General features: G+C 60.8%; 17 protein-coding genes. 2 read left to right on the top strand and 15 right to left on the bottom strand.

The annotated features are described in order from the left end of the window. The 8 genes from ASG19_RS05285 to ASG19_RS05250 form a co-directional block, all read right to left on the bottom strand. Complete coding sequence (locus ASG19_RS05285) at positions 1 to 1,107, bottom strand: imelysin family protein (protein WP_062454070.1); 1,107 nt, start codon at positions 1,105 to 1,107, stop codon at positions 1 to 3. Next, entirely contained in the window at positions 1,107 to 2,594 is a 1,488-nt protein-coding gene (locus ASG19_RS05280; RefSeq protein ID WP_062454938.1) for a di-heme oxidoredictase family protein, read from the bottom strand. The genes ASG19_RS05285 and ASG19_RS05280 overlap by 1 nt, the downstream gene beginning before the upstream one ends. A gap of 200 nt (positions 2,595 to 2,794) precedes the next feature. Next, positions 2,795 to 4,066 carry an imelysin family protein gene (locus ASG19_RS05275; RefSeq protein WP_062454069.1) on the bottom strand — a complete coding sequence of 424 codons (1,272 nt, stop codon included), beginning with the start codon at positions 4,064 to 4,066 and terminating at the stop codon, positions 2,795 to 2,797. A gap of 125 nt (positions 4,067 to 4,191) precedes the next feature. Further along, the gene (locus ASG19_RS05270; RefSeq protein ID WP_062454068.1) at positions 4,192 to 5,481 is read right to left on the bottom strand and encodes an RsmB/NOP family class I SAM-dependent RNA methyltransferase; all 1,290 of its coding nucleotides are present in this window, start codon (positions 5,479 to 5,481) and stop codon (positions 4,192 to 4,194) included. Between the two features lie 99 nt (positions 5,482 to 5,580). Continuing rightward, a complete protein-coding gene (locus ASG19_RS05265) occupies positions 5,581 to 5,997 on the bottom strand; it encodes a septal ring lytic transglycosylase RlpA family protein (protein WP_062454067.1) in 417 nt (138 codons plus the stop codon). Positions 5,998 to 6,378: 381 nt separating this feature from the next. Beyond that, positions 6,379 to 7,251, bottom strand: a complete 873-nt coding sequence (locus tag ASG19_RS05260; protein ID WP_062454066.1) for an SDR family oxidoreductase — start codon at positions 7,249 to 7,251, stop codon at positions 6,379 to 6,381. Continuing rightward, the gene (gene queG / locus ASG19_RS05255; RefSeq protein WP_062454936.1) at positions 7,251 to 8,429 is read right to left on the bottom strand and encodes a tRNA epoxyqueuosine(34) reductase QueG; all 1,179 of its coding nucleotides are present in this window, start codon (positions 8,427 to 8,429) and stop codon (positions 7,251 to 7,253) included. The genes ASG19_RS05260 and queG overlap by 1 nt, the downstream gene beginning before the upstream one ends. Further along, complete coding sequence (locus ASG19_RS05250) at positions 8,422 to 9,114, bottom strand: glutathione S-transferase family protein (RefSeq protein ID WP_062454065.1); 693 nt, start codon at positions 9,112 to 9,114, stop codon at positions 8,422 to 8,424. The genes queG and ASG19_RS05250 overlap by 8 nt, the downstream gene beginning before the upstream one ends. Before the next feature lie 162 nt (positions 9,115 to 9,276). Between ASG19_RS05250 and ASG19_RS05245 the strand changes: the two genes are divergently transcribed. After that, positions 9,277 to 10,083, top strand: coding sequence for an undecaprenyl-diphosphate phosphatase (locus ASG19_RS05245; RefSeq protein WP_062454064.1), 807 nt, complete (start codon positions 9,277 to 9,279; stop codon positions 10,081 to 10,083). 70 nt (positions 10,084 to 10,153) lie between these two features. Here ASG19_RS05245 and ASG19_RS24170 read toward each other — a convergent pair whose 3' ends face one another. From ASG19_RS24170 to ASG19_RS05235, 3 genes are all read right to left on the bottom strand, one after another. Then, positions 10,154 to 10,306, bottom strand: a complete 153-nt coding sequence (locus ASG19_RS24170) for a hypothetical protein (RefSeq protein WP_092663810.1) — start codon at positions 10,304 to 10,306, stop codon at positions 10,154 to 10,156. A 216-nt stretch (positions 10,307 to 10,522) separates the two neighbouring features. After that, complete coding sequence (locus ASG19_RS05240; protein ID WP_062454063.1) at positions 10,523 to 11,503, bottom strand: complex I NDUFA9 subunit family protein; 981 nt, start codon at positions 11,501 to 11,503, stop codon at positions 10,523 to 10,525. 113 nt (positions 11,504 to 11,616) lie between these two features. Next, positions 11,617 to 11,904 (bottom strand): DUF1330 domain-containing protein, encoded by a 288-nt coding sequence (locus tag ASG19_RS05235; protein ID WP_062454062.1) that lies wholly within the window; start codon positions 11,902 to 11,904, stop codon positions 11,617 to 11,619. 57 nt (positions 11,905 to 11,961) lie between these two features. Between ASG19_RS05235 and ASG19_RS05230 the strand changes: the two genes are divergently transcribed. Next, complete coding sequence (locus tag ASG19_RS05230; protein WP_062454061.1) at positions 11,962 to 13,032, top strand: right-handed parallel beta-helix repeat-containing protein; 1,071 nt, start codon at positions 11,962 to 11,964, stop codon at positions 13,030 to 13,032. A gap of 24 nt (positions 13,033 to 13,056) precedes the next feature. On the opposite strand, the gene pyrF is transcribed toward ASG19_RS05230, so the two are convergent. From pyrF to dnaN, 4 genes are all read right to left on the bottom strand, one after another. Next, complete coding sequence (gene pyrF, locus ASG19_RS05225; protein ID WP_062454060.1) at positions 13,057 to 13,749, bottom strand: orotidine-5'-phosphate decarboxylase; 693 nt, start codon at positions 13,747 to 13,749, stop codon at positions 13,057 to 13,059. A gap of 5 nt (positions 13,750 to 13,754) precedes the next feature. After that, positions 13,755 to 14,342, bottom strand: coding sequence for a histidine phosphatase family protein (locus ASG19_RS05220; protein WP_062454059.1), 588 nt, complete (start codon positions 14,340 to 14,342; stop codon positions 13,755 to 13,757). A gap of 19 nt (positions 14,343 to 14,361) precedes the next feature. Next, positions 14,362 to 14,955 (bottom strand): phospholipid N-methyltransferase PmtA, encoded by a 594-nt coding sequence (gene pmtA, locus ASG19_RS05215; protein ID WP_062454058.1) that lies wholly within the window; start codon positions 14,953 to 14,955, stop codon positions 14,362 to 14,364. A gap of 123 nt (positions 14,956 to 15,078) precedes the next feature. Continuing rightward, entirely contained in the window at positions 15,079 to 16,197 is a 1,119-nt protein-coding gene (gene dnaN, locus ASG19_RS05210) for a DNA polymerase III subunit beta (RefSeq protein WP_062454057.1), read from the bottom strand. Positions 16,198 to 16,208: the final 11 nt, after the last annotated feature.

The following is a 16,208-nucleotide window of genomic DNA, read 5'->3' as shown; positions in this document are numbered from 1 at the left end:
CTAGTCGCCGTCTGCAAACGAGAAGCCGGAGGAAAGCCCGATCGCGCCGCCATAACCGTCGTTCAGCTTGGCGATCACGTCCTTGCCGCCGTCGAGAAGCGATTGAAGCTTCGCCTGTTCGCTGGGGTTTTCGACCGCCACTTCGATATTGGGCATGACGGTGCGGGCCGTGGCGATCATCGACTGCAATCTGGCCTGCGTTGCCGCGACGACCGGTCGGTCCTTTTCCTGCAGCAGCTCGACCATGCCCGACGTGGCGAGCAGCTTTGACAATCCATCAAGATTGCCGTGCAGGCTGTCCCAGGTGTTTTGCGAACGCCAGAACAGCGCCTGTTTCGGAAACGTCGCCTTGCCGGCACCCTTGTAGAATGTCTCGATCCGCTGGTCGCGCACGGCCTCCGCGCCATGGACCAGAATACCGAGCAATGCGGTTATCGCCTCGCCGCCTGTGCGAAAGGCTGGATTGTCGGGTCCCGGCTGTTCCCACGTCTTGGCGATGCCATCCGGCGCGTCCCAGATACCGGCCACTTCCTTTGCGACATTGGCAACGTTCTGCGCGGCTGCGGCGGCATATCGGCAGCGAAATGCATTCTCGGCCTCTAGAAGATCGCTATCGGCATTGGTGCCGTAGAGCAGATATTCGAGTGCGCCGAGACCCTGTGTTGCAACGCTTTTGGAGGCAAGCGTCGTCGGGTCCGTCGCCGTCTCGTCCTTCTTGGCAAGCACAGCCTGCACCTGCTTCAGACCGGTGCTCTTGCGGTCGGGATAAAACAGCACCCGCTCGAACCGGTTCTGCTCGATGATCGGTCCAGTGCGGACGATCTCGATCGACCCCCAGCTGACGACGAGCGCGCGGAATGCAGTTTTGACGACGTTGAGATTGGCGACTGAAGGCGCCTTGCAGAGCGCAGCACTCTTGTCGGCCACGTCCTGCGCAGACGTCTCGAAGGCATCATAGCCCGGCCGGATAAACCCGTTGACGGCCGCGGTCATCACTTTCGTGACGGCTGCTGCCGGAAGCTCGACCGCCGGCACGCTGTCGGCATCCTGCGCCTGCGCCGTTGTGGACAGCAGCAGAGCCAGGCCGGCCGCGAAGATCTTGCGCATCAGAGTGACTCCAGGAAGGTGAGAAGAGAAGCGCGATCATCTTTGGAAAGCGATGCAAAGGCATCACGTGCCTTCTCTGCCTCGCCGCCATGCCAGAGAATTGCCTCGGTCAGGTTTCGCGCCCGCCCGTCATGCAGGAAGAACGTGTGCCCATTGACGGTCTGCGTCAAGCCGATGCCCCAGAGCGGCTGGGTGCGCCATTCCCGCCCGTTCGCCACGCCCACCTGCTGGCCATCGGCAAGGCCTTCGCCCATGTCGTGCAGCAGGAAGTCGGAATAGGGCCAGATCAGCTGGAACGCATGCGCCTTGTTTCCCGCATCGCGGCGGGTCACGAATTTCGGCATGTGACAGGAAGCACAGCCCGCCTGATAAAACAGCTGCTTGCCCTTCAGCACGCCGGCATCGCCGATATCGCGTCGCGCGGGCACGGCGAGGTTTTCCGAGTAGAAGGTGACGAGCGGCAGCACTGGATCAGGTGCTTCCACAGGGCCGAGCCGCGGCTGGACACCGGTCGGCAGGGCCAGACAGTCGCTCTGCGCCTTCCTGCAGTCGCCGTGATCGAACGGATCGTCCGGCGTCGAGATACCGATGTCGCCGACGAAGGCCGATGAACTCTGGTCGCGGATGGACGCGTTCTGCGCCTTGAAGCCGAAACGGCCGATCTTCAGCTCGCCGCTCTTGTGGTCGCGCACCAGCGCGGCCTTGCCCGAAATACCGTCACCGTCCTGATCGTCGGGATCGGCGTTATCTAGCAGGTCGGCCTCGTGGATCGCCTGGATGAGACCCATGCCGATCATCGGCGGGGCCACGCGCGGCGAAAGTGTGACGTCGCCCTCCATCGGGCCAAACCCCAGGTCGCTCACCGAATAGCTGGGCTTGCGCAGAGTGACCACCTCGCCATCAGCAAGTGTCACCGGCAGGTCCTGATAGGCAATCTGCAGTCGGCCTTCGGCCTGAAGGCCGGGGACTGCCAGATCCTGCAACTGCTCGCCATAGACCGCATCCGGAAAGTTGAGCTTGCGATAATCGGCGATTGCCGCGCGTTCGTCGTCGGTCCGGGCCGGGCGGGCCAGCCGCAGGAACATCGATGTCGCGTCTGCGGCACCTTCTGGCGGATGCCCGCGGCCGTCCTTCAGGTGGCAGCTCTGGCAGGCCCGCGCATTGAACAGCGGCCCCAACCCGTCAGAGGCCTGGGTCGACGAGGGGGAAGACACCCAGAGCTTGGTGAACAGCGCATTGCCGAGCTTGAACTCCTGCTCTTCCTCGAACGTGATGTTGGCGGAAAAATGCGAGAAGATATTGCCGTTGACGCTGGCCTTGGTCGTTGCCCCGCCGCCGGCCATCAGCTCGAACTGCTCAGGCTTGGAGAAGTCCGTCGTGGCACGCGTCACGCTCTCCACCCGCTTCTGGTCTTTCGGGTTGAGATCGGTGCGCGACGTCGGAAAAATGCTGTCGCCACCGGTGGCGACGATGGGGATCAGAAACAGAGCGCCTGAAAGCAGCGGCAAAACCAGCCGAACCAGATATCCGCTGCTTTTCCCGGAAGGAAGAAGGCAGCCGCAAGCAAGCCCGTCGTCCAGCGGGTGCTGGCGACAACCTGGGGAGTGGTTATGCCCCTCCCGCGTTCGGGGAGGGGTGAATGAGGTGAAGTGTTTCATCGCAATCGCTTGGCAACCGCTTCAGCGGCTTACTGAAATACGGCTTCCGGATTGTCCAGGCTGTCGGAGCCTTCGAGATCCACCTTGCCGAGATCGAGCGACGCAACGACGCGCTCGATCGTCTTGGTCTGGTCGATCAGCCCATCGATCGCCTTCTGGACCACCGCATTGCCGTCGGCATTGTTCTCGCCGATCATCTGGTCATAGGCCTGGACCTTCTGGGCACGGTCGGCCATCGCGTTCATGGCCGCAAGCGTCGCATCCAGCTTGCCCTTCATCTCGTCGTCCAGCGCCTTGTCCTTGGCCAAGACGAGATCTGACAGCGAGGCACCGGTCATCTTGGTGCCGTCGATACGGGTATATTCTCCCGTATAGGCCGACTTGATGCCGATCGCGTCGTTCAGGTGCGAGGCATAGGTGTTGTCGGAGAAGCAGTCATGCTCTTCTTCCGGATCATGCAGCAGCAGGCCAAGCTTCATCCGCTCGCCGGCAAGCTCGCCATAGGAGAGTGAGCCCATGCCGGTCAGGATGGCGCTCAGTCCCTTCTTGCCATTGGCCTCGACGGTCCTGGCGGCCTTGCCCTTGGGGCCCCACGCCACAACCATGTCCTTCAGATCGGCAACCAGCAATGCGGTTGCCGCTTTCAGGTAGGCGGCGCGACGGTCGCAATTGCCGTTGGTGCATTCGGTCTTGCTGTAATCCGTATAGGGGCGCGTACCGGCGCCAGGCCCGGTGCCATTGGTATCCTGGCCCCAAAGCAGAAACTCGATCGCGTGATACCCGGTCGCCACATTCGCCTCGATCTCGCCGGCCTCATGCAGGCTGCGAAGGGTCTTTGTGGTGATCTTGGTCGTGTCCAGCGTCTTGCCGTTCACCTTGATCTTGGGGTTGGCAATGATGTTGGCCGTGTAGAGAGCGTTCTCGTCGCTTTCGGTGCCGTAGGAGGGGTCGACGTAATCGATCAGGCCTTCATCCAGCGGCCAGGCATTGACCTTGCCTTCCCAGTCGTCGACGGCAGAATTACCGAAGCGATAGACTTCGGTCTGCTGGTAGGGAACACGCGCCGCGATCCAGGCAGCTTTTGCGGCCTTCAGCGTTTCCTCGCTCGGATTTGCAATCAGTCCGTCCACGGCCTTTTCGAGGCTCTGCGCAGATGTCAGCGAGTCCTCGAACTTGGCATGTGCCAGCTCGGAATAATGCTTGAGCACGGCGGCCGGCTTGGTTTCGGCGCGCGCTGCCGTTAATGTCGTTGATGCGGCAAGAAGCGCCACGGCGGCGCTGAAAGCGAATTTGCGGATCATGTCCCTCTCCATTGCGGCGTCGTTTAAAACGAGGCTGCCTCAATGGCTCATCGCGCAAATCTAAACTTGTGTCAAATGATCTAGTTTAGAATTCTTTCAGGGTAAAACCGCAAGACAAGTCCCGCTCAAACCTTGCGTTGCATGCGGCAGAAAAAGAATCCGTCCGTATCGGTACTTGCGGGAGACAGTGTCACCGTCGCTGCATCCTTGGCGCGAGGCTTGGCCGCGTCGTTGCCGAAAATCTTCGCCCACTGGTCGGCTGCCGGTACAATGGAGAATTCGGGGTTCTCCTCACAGAAACGGATAGCCTGCTGGTCGTTTTCTTCCGGCAGGATCGAACAGGTCACATAAAGAAGCGCGCCGCCCGGCTTCACGAAAGCGGATGCTTCCAGAAGCGCGTCCTGCTGCTGCGCAATGCGCTCGTCGAGGTTCTTCTGCGTCAGCCGCCATTTTGTGTCGGGGCGACGGCGCCAGGTTCCTGTGCCGGTGCAGGGCGCATCGACTAGAACCGCATCGAGCTTGTTCTTGAGACCTTCGAGCTGGCGCGCATCGTCGTGAACCTGGACGTTGCGGGTACCGGCCCGACGCAGGCGCTCGATGATCGGCGCCAGCCGCTTGCGGTCGGTATCGTAGGCGTGAACCTGGCCCTTGTTGTTCATTGCCGCCGACATGGCGAGCGTTTTGCCGCCGCCACCGGCGCAATAGTCCAGCACCTGATGGTTCTCGCCAGGCTGCACGAGCTCGGCCACGATCTGTGAGCCCTCGTCCTGCACCTCGAACCAACCCTTCTGGAAGGAAAGCTCGGCGGTGATATTGGGAAGCCGGGAAGCACCTTCGCCGGCAGCGATCCGGATGCCGTTGCGGGCAATGCGCGCAGGCTTGGCACCGGCGCGGTCCAGCGCCTTGACCACCTTGTCGCGCGACGCCTTCAGCGTGTTGGCGCGCAGATCAAGCGTCGGTCGGGTGGCAAGTGCCTTTGCCTCGGCAAGCCAGTCGTCGCCGAAATTTGCTTCGAAGGAGGGTTGAACCCAGTCCGGGATGTCGCCCTGGACGTGAAGCGGCGCGTCTTCCAGCTTGCGGGAGGAAAAGGCGGCGACATGCGCTTCGGTCAAAACCGGCGGCGCGAAACGGTCGTCGGCAAAATCGGCAGTCAGGGTTTCCGGAGAATATCCCCACTGGCGAAGGAGAACCGCATAGGCCAGTGCGACGGCACTATCGTCATCCATGATGAATGCGTGGCTGAGCCGCATACGCAATGCGTCGTAGACGATGTTTCCGATTGCGGCGCGGTCGCCGGATCCGGCAAAGCGGTGCGCGAGGCCCCAGTCCTTCAGCGCGTCGGCGACGGGGCGTCTGCGTGCCTCGATATCCGCCAGTACGTCGATTGCTCCGGCTACTCGTCCGCCCAGTCGCATGTCATTCTCCGTCTCGGTTGAACCCGTGTGGGGTGGGTCGTAACCGCGAACGGTCGAAAGGGCAAGTGCAGCACGTCAGGCGTTCAAAGCTCTGGTGCCTCAGCCGTCGACGTCCTTGATGCCCTTGCCGGAGATCTTCTGGCTGGAAGCGCGGGTGTCGGCAACGATCTGGTAGCAGACCTGCGCAGTGCCCGAAGAGACCATGCCGATATCCTTGGCTGCGGCTTTCGAAACGTCGATCACCCGGCCGCGAATGAACGGGCCGCGATCGTTGATGCGCACGACGACGCTTTTGCCGTTGCGCTTGTTGGTCACGAGAACCCTGGTGCCGAAGGGCAGCGAGCGATGTGCGGCGGTCAGCTTGGCGGCGTTCATCCGCTCGCCGGAAGCGGTCTTTGATGAAAGAGCATACCAGGATGCATGGCCGCATCCGGGCGCAGCATTGGCCTGCGCGGTGCCGAGTAGTGCAAAAGCAGCAATGGCAACCGCGAGTGTCGAGCGTCGAATTGTTGTCAAGTCGGTCGTCCCCGTCCGTTTGTCCCTGCACGTTGCGTGCAGCCGGCTTAAGCGGGGCCAAAAATGGCGAAAAAGTGGGATTCGGTATCACGGAGTGTTACGCATTGTAACATTCGTGATTACATTGCGATCGATGTTGTTAATGCACCCGGCTAAGCTTTTTCGGAAGAAAAGCTTTAGAATCAGTCTCCAAGCGAAACGTCATTCCGCTGGAGCCCAGGGATAACTCGTGTTCACGAAAACAGGCAAAATTTTTTTCTCTTAAAGTCGGTCTGTTGTCTTATTTGGACCAGTTTTGGGGCGCCGCGCCCCAGGCATTAAGAATTTATGACCGGGATAATGGCTCAGGATGAAAATTCCCACCGATGAGTAGAGGAGATTTCACGCTCTCCAGCGGTCGGAAGACCACAATTCCGAGAGTGAAACATGGTAGTTCGGAAAGCGGAATTGGAAGCCGGCGGCCCTGATCTTCTCATTCGAGACGCGCTTGTTGGCGCCATAGAAGGACCGCGCCATCGGCGACATGTCGGCGGTGTCGAAATCCTGTTCGGGCGGCGGTTCGACGCCCATCATCCGGGCAGCCTCGACGATCACGTCCTGGGGCGGGCATGGCTCGTCGTCGGTGACATTATAGAGGCCACCCATCCGCTGGCTCCCGAGAAACAGCGAGGCGCCCCCGATATCCTCCACCCGTATCCGGTTGAACACCTGACCCTTCTTGATGATGCGTCGCGCGCTGCCGCGGGAGAGATTGACGAACGCATTGCGGCCGGGCCCGTAGATGCCGGAAAGACGCAGCACTGCGCATGGCACGCCGACACTGGTCGCCTGCTCGCTCCAGGCATCCTCCGTATCGACGCGCTCGATTGAGCGCCCAAGAATGGGGCTTCCCGGCGTCTCCTCGGTCACCCAGTCACCGCCATGGTCACCATAGACACCGACGGTCGAGAGATAGCCGATCCATTCGAGCTTCGGAAACAAGGCCGAGAGCTTGCCGTCGATCAGCTTCAGGAGCGGATCGCCTTCATGACCGGGTGGGATGGACTGAACCAGATGCGTCACCTCGGCCATCTCGCCCGGCAGCGCTCCATCGAACTCGCTGCCGTCGAAGATGAAGGGCCGAATGCCCTTTGCGCGAAGAGCCACGGCCTTCTCCTCGCTGCGAACCGTGCCGGAAACCGTAGCGCCTTCGGCCATGAAGGCCTCCGCAATCGCCTGGCCGGAATAGCCGCATCCGAAGATCATCACCCGCATCAAACCACTCCTGCCATCGTCCATTCGTCTTTAACCTCCGCATCATCCTCCGGCCCGCGCGCATCTGCAAACAAAGCGAACTCACCTTGCGACATCAGCCGCTTCAGCGCCCAGATCGCCATGCCGCGCACGACAGGGGACGCATCCGCTGACAGGCTGCGACACTGGTCGATGAAGCCGCGGTCACCTGAATTGCCGGCGGCGATCAGCACGTTACGCACGAAACGGTCACGACCAATCCTCTTTACCGGCGAACCACTGAAGAAGGCGCGAAATGCTCGATCGTCCAGCGTCAGAAGAAACGCAATCGACGGTTCCTTGAGGTCCTCGCGCGCCTTCAGCTTCATTTCAGACGCGCTGGCCGCGAACTTGTTCCATGGGCATGCCGCAAGGCAATCGTCGCAGCCATAGATACGGTTGCCGATCAGCGAACGGAATTCGGGCGCGATCGGTCCCTTGTGCTCAATCGTCAGGTAGGAGATGCAGCGCCGCGCATCCAGCCGGTAGGGCGCCGGAAACGCCGCCGTCGGGCAGGCGTCGAGACAGGCGCGGCAGGAGCCGCAATAGTCCCGCTCAGCCTCGTCGAAGGCCAGATCCGCTGTCGTGAACAGGCTGCCGAGAAAAAGCCAGGACCCGTGCGTGCGGCTGACCAGATTGGTGTGCTTGCCCTGCCATCCGATGCCGGCGGCTTCGCCAAGCGGCTTTTCCATCACCGGTGCCGTATCGACGAATACTTTGACATCCTCGCCGGCACGGGCGGCAAACCGTGTGGCGATCTCCTTCAGCCGACCCTTGATCACGTCGTGATAGTCGCGGTTGCGGGCATAGACGGAAATCGCGGCCTTGTCGGGCTTCTCCAGAATGCCGCGCGGATCCTCCTCCGGCCCGTAATTCATCGCAAACATCACGATCGACCGGACCTCGGACCAGAGCGCCTTGGGATCGCCGCGACGCTCGCGCGTCTCCGCCATCCAGTCCATCGTGCCGTGATGCTCGTCAGATAGAAATGTCGTTAGCCGTTCCGGTGCTTTCGGAATGCTGTCGGGCCTTGTGATGCGACAGAGATCAAAGCCCTGGGCTGCGGCTTCCTCGCGAATGAAGGCAGCCAGCTTCTGCCGACGCCGGTCGGCCCGAAGGTCGACCTTCTCCTGGCTCAGGTCGTGGTCCGGCTCAGAAATCAAGGTCCGCATAATGCGATACCGGAGTGAGGCCGCGAATGCGCTCGGACAGCAGCGGACGGAAGGAGGGGCGGGATTTGATCCGCTGGTACCAGTCCTTGGCGATCGGGATTTCCGACCAGTCGATTTCGCCGAGATAATCGAGCACGGAAATCGAGGCGGCGGCAGCAAGGTCCGCATAGCTCAGGCGCTCGCCGGCCAGCCACTGGCGCGAGCCGGCAAGCCAGGCAAGATATTTCATGTGCTGGCGAATATTGGCGCGAGATGTCCGCAGCACTTTCGAATCAGGTGCACCGCCGCCCTGAGCCGCGGTCATCTGCAGCTTGTAGACCCGTTCGCGCGTCAGCGGCCGGGTCACGTCCTGCTCCATCTTGATCAGGAACCATTCCGTCAGCCGGCGTATTTCAGCGCGTTGCCACGGGTCTTCGGCAAGCAGCCGGCGGTCGCGCTTCAGCACGCCATGGGTCTCGTCGAGAAATTCCATCAGAACCGACGGACCGCACAGAACGCGCATATTGTCGTCAACATAGACAGGCAGGGTCGCCGCCGGGTTGAGCGTGAGAAACTCGCGGCGTTTCTCCCACGGCTGCTCCTCGACAAGATCCGTCTGGAAGCCGTATTCGGCGAGGATCAGACGGACGAAGCGAGAGGAAGACGACATTTGATGATGATACAGGGTGGGCATCGATAAGAAAACTTCAGTTATAATGTATAGGAAAGCGGCTGCTTCGGGCGCCCGCCTGACATATGCCAGCTATATGGATTTGGTAGGGCCAGTACAAGCAGGGGCCACAAACCGCTAAGAAACGATTAAAAACCACCTCTATCGCATAGCAAAGGACTAAGAATGGTGGATCAGCCCATTATCAGCGCCCTCGTACTCGGTATTATCGAGGGGCTCACGGAATTTTTGCCCGTTTCATCCACCGCACATGTGCTGCTCGCCGGCCATTTTCTCGGTTTCAATTCTCCGGGGAATACGTTTGCGGTCCTGATCCAGCTCGGCGCCATACTGGCCATTCTCCTGGTCTATGCGCAAAGGCTGATCTCGATCGCCGTCTCGCTGCCGTCCAGTGTCCAGTCGCGCCGTTTCGTTCTGACCATACTGGCGGGTTTTCTCCCGGCCGCCGTGATCGGCGCGATCGCGCATGATTTCATCAAGACGGTCCTGTTTGAAACGCCGATGTTGATCTGCGTCATGCTGATCGTCGGTGGCTTTATCCTGCTTGCCGTCGATCGCATGAAGTTCGAGCCGAAATACCATGACGTGATGGACTATCCACTGTCGCTGGCGATCAAGATCGGCTTCTGTCAGTGCCTCGCGATGATCCCAGGTACGTCGCGCTCCGGCGCCACCATCGTCGGCGCGCTTCTGCTTGGCGCGGACAAGCGTTCGGCCGCGGAGTTCTCGTTCTTCCTCGCGATGCCGACAATGGTCGGCGCCTTCACGCTCGATCTCGTCAAGAACCGTGCGCTGCTCTCCTTCGACGACAGCGCGGTCATCGTGGTCGGCTTTCTGGCAGCCTTCGTGACGGCAGTGTTTGTCGTGCGCTCGCTGCTCAATTTCATATCGAGCCGCGGCTACGCGCCTTTCGCCTACTGGCGGATCGCAGTCGGCGCCATCGGCCTTGTTGCCCTGTTGCTCGGGGCCTGAAGGCCGCTACCCGAAAAAGAAAAAGGCGGCCATCGGCCGCCTTTGTCATATGGATCGTTCAATCACTGCTTCAGTAACGAATGGATGCAGTGCTGCAGGGATCGACGCCATAAGCAGGCGCACAATCGAGCTTGCCGGCGGCTCCGGTTTCAGGAGCCATGAACGATCCTGCAAGGATCACAAGTGCTGCACATACGAAAAAGAGGGCGATGGGTTTGCCCATGCAAATGCGCCTTTCAGAAGGGAAATATCTGTGTGTGGGTCTACGGGCCGTGTGGCTGATATTCAATAAACGTTTTTGCTAAACTGCCCGTTAACGCAAGACGGCCAATAACTGCGACCTTTGCGCCACAGAGCTTTCGGCACCTGCGCTCAAAAAAAACGACGCGCCCCGGAGAGCACGTCGTCAAGGATCCGGTAAGGATCTATGATATTGAAATCAGGCGGCCTTGCCGGAGCCCGTGTACTGGCCCTGCGGCCGGTAGCGCACGAGATAGGACGCAAGAACGGAGGTGGCCAGGGTCGGAGTGATGCCGATACCCGCAAGCGTGCGGCCTTCTTTTTCCGCAGCGTCCGAAACCACATTGTCCCGTTTCAGGAGTTCCACCTGGTCCGCCGTGATCGGCGGGGTGATCAGGGGCACCATCGAGGCAACGCTGCCGATCATGGAAGCCACGCCGAAAGGCAGCGAGAGAAGCGGCTTCTTGCGGGCGGTCACACGCATGACCGTTTCCATGCAGTCGCGCATCGTCATCACTTCGCCGCCACCCAGCTCGTAGATCTTGCCGGACGGAATGGAGCCGTCGACGGAGCGTCCCACGGTTTCCGCCACGTCTTCCACGAAGACCGGCTGCAGTTTCGTATGGCCACCACCAATCAGCGGTAGGAACGGGAACGTCCGTGCCATCGAGGCGAACCGGTTGAAGAAGCTGTCGTCAGCACCGAAAACCACTGAAGGACGCAGGATCACCGCATCCGGCAGTGCGGCTTGGATCGTCGCCTCAGCGCGGCCCTTGCTGCGGGCATAGCTCGAAGCGGAATTGACATCGGCACCGATGGCCGAAACATGGGTCAGCTTCGCGCCGGCAGCCTTGACGGCTTCGACCAGCGTCTTCACGCCGATATCCTGCACGCCGTCGAACGTGTTGCGGCCGCTTTCAAACAGGATGCCGATGCAGTTGACCACATGCGCGGAGCCTTCGACGGCTCGCAGCACGGAATCGCGGTAGCGCAGGTTCGCCTGCACCAGCGAGATCTGGCCGACATAGCCGGCGGGCAGAAGAAAGCCGGCAAGATCCGGGCGACGCACCGCGACGCGAACGCGGTAGCCGCGCTTGGCAAGCGTGCGAACCACCTGTCTGCCGACGAAGCCGGATCCCCCGAAGACGGTGACGAGAGGCGGTAGATTGTTGATGGTCATGATAAGCTCCGGGAGCCTGAAGAAGGGACGACGAAATATGGAATGCTGTTTAGCCGAATCCGGGCGACGGTGGAAGTGTTTCCGCAACCGGTTGTCGCTGTCAGCGAGCGATATCAGACGCCCTCGACCACAACCATTTCGGCATCGGCCGCTTCCTGGCGGATTTTTGCAGCGATCTGGTATGCCGGCGAGTTGTAGCAATCGACTGCAGCCTGCATCGACGGGAACTCGATCACCACATTGCGACCGCGGGCAGCGCCCTCCAGTTCGGTCATCGCGCCGCCACGAGCAAGGAAATTGGCGCCGTATTCCTCAAACGCCGGTTTTGCCGCAGCGACGTAGTCCTTGTATCGCTCGGCGTCGCGAACATCGACCCGAGCAATCCAGTAACCTTTTGCCATAATAACCTCTCCTCGATTGGGCATATTCGATTCGAGCAAATCTGGCGGGGAGTCAACATGATAAAGACCGGACAACGCGGCCGGATTGCAGCGCGCAACGCCTATTGGGCGCTCCCTTATCTCGTGCCGTTCATGCTTCTTGGCGCGCCTACGGCAAGCGCGGCATCCTGCAGCGCCGATACGCTGGAACAGCTCCGCTCGCCCGCCGAAGCGGCCACGCGCCCGATCGAAATCGATTGCGATCTCACCCTTCAGAAGAATGCCGTCATCACCGTGCCGATCGCGTTTTCCGGCAGTCGCGCGTCTGGGACGACGATGGACTGCAACGGCGCGACGCTTGATGGCACCAAGCCCAAGGCCCGCACGATCGTGATCCGTTCGGTTCAGCGCAAGGATGGCACCTGGGACACGCCCCGCGACATCCATATCCGCAACTGCACGATCAAGGGTGATATCCGCATCGAAGGCCTCGGTCACAACGGAGAGGCCGAGAAGGTCAGGGAATCCTCACTCACGCCGGGACATACGCAAAGAGCGCAGTCGATCGCGCCAAGCGATATCGTGCTGTCACAAAACCGCTTCATCGCCAATGTCGGCACGCCGGTCTATATCGCGCCCGGCGTCACCAATGTCATTGTCGAAAACTCGCGCTTCACCGGCAAGACGGTCTCGGCCGTGATTTATCTGGATGCGGAATCGGCCCGAAACCGCGTCATCGGCAATACATTCGAAACATCAGCCAGCCAGCGCGAGATCATCGCAATAGATGGCTCCGCGGAAAATCTCATCGAGAAAAACACGTTCGTGAACCCGGTAAAGGGCGGCGTGTTTCTGTACCGCAATTGCGGCGAGGGTGGCACGATCCGCCACCAGGCGCCTCAACGCAACGTCATCTCCGGCAACAGCTTCCGCTACAAGGACTGGCTTGCCATGCCGGCGGTCTGGCTCGGCAGCCGGCAAGGCGTGCGCAAATATTGCATGACACGGCCAACGGCGTCGTTTGGCAGCGGAGCCAGCCCGCTCGATTACGCGCAGAACAACCGGGTCACCGGCAACCGCCTGTCGGGCGGCGTCGCCACCTTCGTCCTCAACAGCGACGCGAACAATGTCGTCTCGGACAACCGCTGATCCGGATCAAGCGTCGTCTGCAGGTCAGAGCGCCGCCTGCATCTCCGCGAGGATAGCCTGCGCGGCCGCCTTCGGGTCGGCTGCCTGGACGATCGGGCGGGCAACGACAAGGTGGCTGGAGCCTGACTTCAGGGCATCGGAAGGTGTCACGACACGTTTCTGGTCGCCGGCATCGGAGCCGGTCGGACGGATGCCGGGGGTGACCACCGCCATGTCGGCTCCGACGATCGCTCTGACGGCGGCCGATTCCTCGGCCGAGCAGACGATGCCGCCCATGCCGGCCGCACGCGCCTGTTCGGCGCGGCGTGCCACCAGCTCGCCCGGTGTCTGCGCATAGCCGGCTTCGATCATATCGGCCGCATCCATCGAGGTCAGCACGGTAACGCCGAGCAGGCAGAGATCGGAACCCTTGGCTGCTTCGACCGCGGCGCGCATTGCCTTCGGATAGGCATGCAGCGTCAGCATGGTCATGCCCATCTTGGCGATATTCTCGACGCCCTTGGCGACCGTGTTGTCGATATCGAGCAGTTTCATGTCGAGAAAGATCTGCTTGCCATCCTCTGCAAGCTCGCGGGCAAATTCCAGTCCGCCGGCAAAGGCCAGCTGGTAGCCGATCTTGTAGAAGGAGACGGTGTCGCCAAGCGTTGCCACCATCTTTTCCGCTTCGGACACGGTCGGGATATCAAGGCCCACGATCAGCCTGTCACGCGCTTGCATGTCTGTCAGTCTCCCTTCCATGTTTCGATCGGGGTCCAGTCGCATGTGACGGCGCGATCCGCAAGGGTGAAGCGGAACAGATTGCCACCGCCACCCGGCTGATCTTCCGTGCGGGATATGGCCGATCGTTTCAGGTGACATTTCAGGAGCGTGCCGACGCCGCCATGACCGACAAAGGCGATCGGCACCGCGGGATCGTGGCCCGCCAGAATGGATTCGACCAAAGACACGATCCGCGCCTGCGCATCCGCGGCGCGCTCCCAGCCTTTGAAGCTCTCGGTCGGGTTGGCGAAAAACCAGTCGGCTGCCGCCTCGAAATCAGGCGGCGCCAGAAAGCCTGTCGCCGAGCGATCGTTCTCGTGCAGTTCCCCGATGATTTCCGTCTTGAGACCGACGGCCGCAGCCAGGATGTCGGCGGTCTCGATTGCCTTTGTCTCGTCGCTCGAGACGATGCGCCCGAGCTTGGATACCCAGCCGGATGTCGCCGCCTGTTCGGCGCGCAGGCGACCCGTGTCGGACAGGCCCCATTGCGGCACCGGCACGTTGGGGTCGATCCGGACCTGCGGATGCGTGATGTAAATCCCAAATGTCATGTCGGAGAAGGTCCGGACGCTAAGCTCGCGTATATGTCCATAGCTGCGCCGGCGGAATGTTGCGCACCACGAAGTCATAGTGCTTGATCTTGTAGCGCTCTGGCTTGGCGATAATAGGCGAAACCGGGCTGTAGGTGATCTGCATCACCGGGCGTCCCGGCGGGACGCGGTCGAGAAGATCTTCCAGAAGTTCGATGCGGCGTTCCATCGGAAAGCTCAGCATCGGAATGGCGCAGATCACGCAGTCGAATTTCTGGTGTTTCAACGTGTCGAGCGTGCGATCCAGATCGAACGCGTCGCCATTGATGAAATGCACGCCTTCGAATGTCTTCATCAGATGCTGGTAGAAATCGGTCGAATACTCGATCGAAACAAGGTTCTGAGGCTCGATGCCGGTTTTCAGGATCGCCTTGGTGATGACGCCGGTGCCTGGTCCGAGCTCGAGAACCGGCAGGCCAGAACTTGTGTCGATGATGCTCGCCATCCGCTTGGCAGTGACTGAGGATGTGGGGATGATGGCTCCGACCTGTTTTGGACCGTCGATCCATCCCTTGAAGAAACGGATCTCCTCGTCAAACTTCCGGCCGAGCCGTTCCTTCAAACGCAGTTCCATCAGGTCGTCCCCTCCAGTTTCATCCAATGTGAACCGTTTTGCCGCAAACACAAGATGAAATGTCGCAAGCGGAATACGGCACAAAAAAGGCGGCTGGGGTTAACCGAGCCGCCTGGTAAGATGCTATACGCGCATCGGCATCAGCACATAGAGCGCATCGTCGCCCGCCGTATCACGAACCAGCGTCGGTGACCCCGCATCCGCCAACATGAAGATCGCGTCGTCGCCGGAAAGCTGGGCGGTGATGTCGAGCAGATATTTGGCGTTGAAGCCGATTTCCATCGCGTCATATTCGTAGCCGACGGCCACTTCTTCCGTGGCGCTGCCGGAATCCGGATTGTTGACCGTCAGCATCAGCTGCCCTTCGGACAGCGACAGCTTCACGGCACGTCCGCGCTCCGAAGAGATGGTCGAGACGCGGTCCACGGCCTTGGTGAAGCTCTGGCAATCGACGCGCATTTCCTTGTCGTTGCCGGTCGGGATGACGCGCTGGTAATCGGGGAATGTGCCGTCGATTAGCTTCGATGTCATGACGATGCCGCCGATCGAGAGGCGGATTTTGGCATCCGAAACTTCCACCGTCACGAAGGCTTCCGGATCATCGACCAGCTTCTGCAACTCGCCCACGGTCTTGCGCGGCACGATGATGCCAGGCATGCCTTCAGAGCCGGATGGCGCCTTGAGATCTGCACGGGCAAGGCGATGGCCGTCGGTTGCGACGGCACGCAGCTTCAGGTCGCCACCGGCCTCGATCGTGTGAAAGAAGATGCCGTTCAGATAATAGCGGGTCTCTTCGGTCGAGATCGCAAACTGCGTGCGATCGATCAGCATCTTGAGATCGGTCGCCTTCATCTTGAATGTATGGCTGAAGCTGCCGGCGGTGAGATCCGGGAAGTCCGTTTCCGGCAGGCACTGCAGCGAGAATTTCGAACGGCCGGACTGCACGGTCATCGTCGCGCCGTCGGCGCTGGTGGCAAGCAGCACTTCCGATCCGTCCGGCAGCTTGCGGACGATTTCATAAAGCAGATGCGCTGGCACGGTCGTGGCGCCGGACTGTTCCACCATGGCCGGTGTCGATTCCGTCACTTCCAGATCAAGGTCCGTCGCTTTCATATCCAGGCTCGCGTCGGACGCGCGCAGCAGGATGTTGGACAGGATCGGAATCGTGTTGCGCCGTTCCACGACGCGGTGCACGTGATTCAGCGACTTCAAGAGATTGGAGCGCTCAAGAGTAATACGCATGGACACTATCG

This window comes from Rhizobium sp. Leaf306, from assembly GCF_001423425.1.
Taxonomy (GTDB): domain Bacteria; phylum Pseudomonadota; class Alphaproteobacteria; order Rhizobiales; family Rhizobiaceae; genus Neorhizobium; species Neorhizobium soli.
The sequence above is the reverse complement of the archived record's forward strand: the minus strand, read 5'-3'. Positions and strand labels throughout refer to the sequence as shown.